Below are 1351 nucleotides of genomic sequence, written 5' to 3' on the forward strand. Positions count from 1 at the left end.
GTGTTTCTCGTCAAACACATACTCATCTACGTTACATTCAACGTGCTCTCCACCCATTTGGTGAAACGCAGCTGCGGTTGCGTCATCATTACCTATTGTGCCTTTTACGCCATGTTCGTAAATCATAGGAATAATGACAGGGGCAATGCAGAGGTAACCGGCAGGCTTGTTGGCATTTGCGAACGCACGGCAAGCTTGTGCAACGTGTGTATTAATCGAGCATTCCGCGCCAGAAACGGCAAAGTCAGTCAGATTTTTTGCTGCACCAAAGCCACCTGGTAACAATAGCGCATCAAAGTCTTCAACGTTCAGTCTAGCCACATCCTCAATGTTTCCACGCGCTATGCGTGCCGCTTCAACGAGCACGTTGCGTGGCTCATCCATTTCTTCGCCAGTGAGATGATTGATGACGTGTAATTGATCAATGTTTGGAGCGAAGCAATGCCAAGTAGCACCAGCTTTTTCGATGGCGTGCAGGGCTAGCACGGCTTCATGTAACTCTGAACCATCATAAACACCTGAGCCACTCAAAATAACTGCGACTTTTTTCATTTTAAGATTCCTTTAGTCTGATATTTCCGTTTGTTGCTCTTTTATATTTGGGGATTGAGATTGAGCATTTGCCTTAGTTTCGACGATTTCTTGATCGTCGTCTTCTTCATCATAGTAGCGGACCACAAAAGGTGTCAGCATGACGCTCGATGGTAGAAAGTGTTTCATATCGACTCCAAACGCATAACAGAATCATTTTTATACTGAAATTTATAAAACAGTACGTTGAAGCGGATCATTTTTGAGTTAAGCTGAAGTTTCCTTTGGCATTCGTGAGTAGTAGGTCACATGAAATCCGTGCAATTTCGCTTCACACTTTATGGCTGCATTGCCATCCTCTCTTGGAGTTGCTTACTGGGTATTGCAAGGCTCGTAACCGAAAGTTTAGGGCCAGTAGGTGGGGCGGCGATGTTGTATTCGCTAAGTTCAATCTTTTTGTTGATTGTGGTGGGCATCCCAAAGTTGTCTTACTTTTCTCCGAAGTATCTGATAGTTGGGGGCGCAATGTTTGTTTGCTATGAGATCTTTCTTGCGCTTGCTCTTGGGTATTCGAATTCGCGAGCTCAAGCGATTGAGGTATCTATCGTCAACTATTTATGGCCCGCGCTAACTGTATTGTTTGCAGTGTTGGGTAGCAACAAAAAGCCAAATTGGCTGTTGTATCCAGCAGTAACCCTCGCGTTTATTGGTGTGGCTTGGACAGTGAGCGGCGATAACGGTTTATCCCCGACACAAATCATCTCGAACGTAAGCAGCAATCCGCTGGTGTACTTCATGGCGTTCACTGGCGCGGTGATTT

The 1351-nt window shown here is 45.4% G+C and carries 3 protein-coding genes; 1 reads left to right on the forward strand and 2 read right to left on the reverse strand.

The features are described 5' to 3' along the window. Positions 1 to 552: isoprenoid biosynthesis glyoxalase ElbB (gene elbB / locus R7O12_RS25075; protein ID WP_318126764.1), on the reverse strand; the 552-nt coding region annotated here is incomplete at its 3' end. 12 nt (positions 553 to 564) lie between these two features. Beyond that, positions 565 to 720 carry a hypothetical protein gene (locus tag R7O12_RS25080; RefSeq protein WP_020842294.1) on the reverse strand — a complete coding sequence of 52 codons (156 nt, stop codon included), beginning with the start codon at positions 718 to 720 and terminating at the stop codon, positions 565 to 567. Positions 721 to 840: 120 nt separating this feature from the next. On the opposite strand from R7O12_RS25080, the gene yddG reads away from it, so the two are divergent. Next, positions 841 to 1351, forward strand: a 511-nt coding sequence (gene yddG / locus R7O12_RS25085) for an aromatic amino acid DMT transporter YddG (protein ID WP_318126766.1), incomplete at its 3' end; no start/stop codon positions are given.

The organism is Vibrio sp. Vb1574 (genome assembly GCF_033338675.1).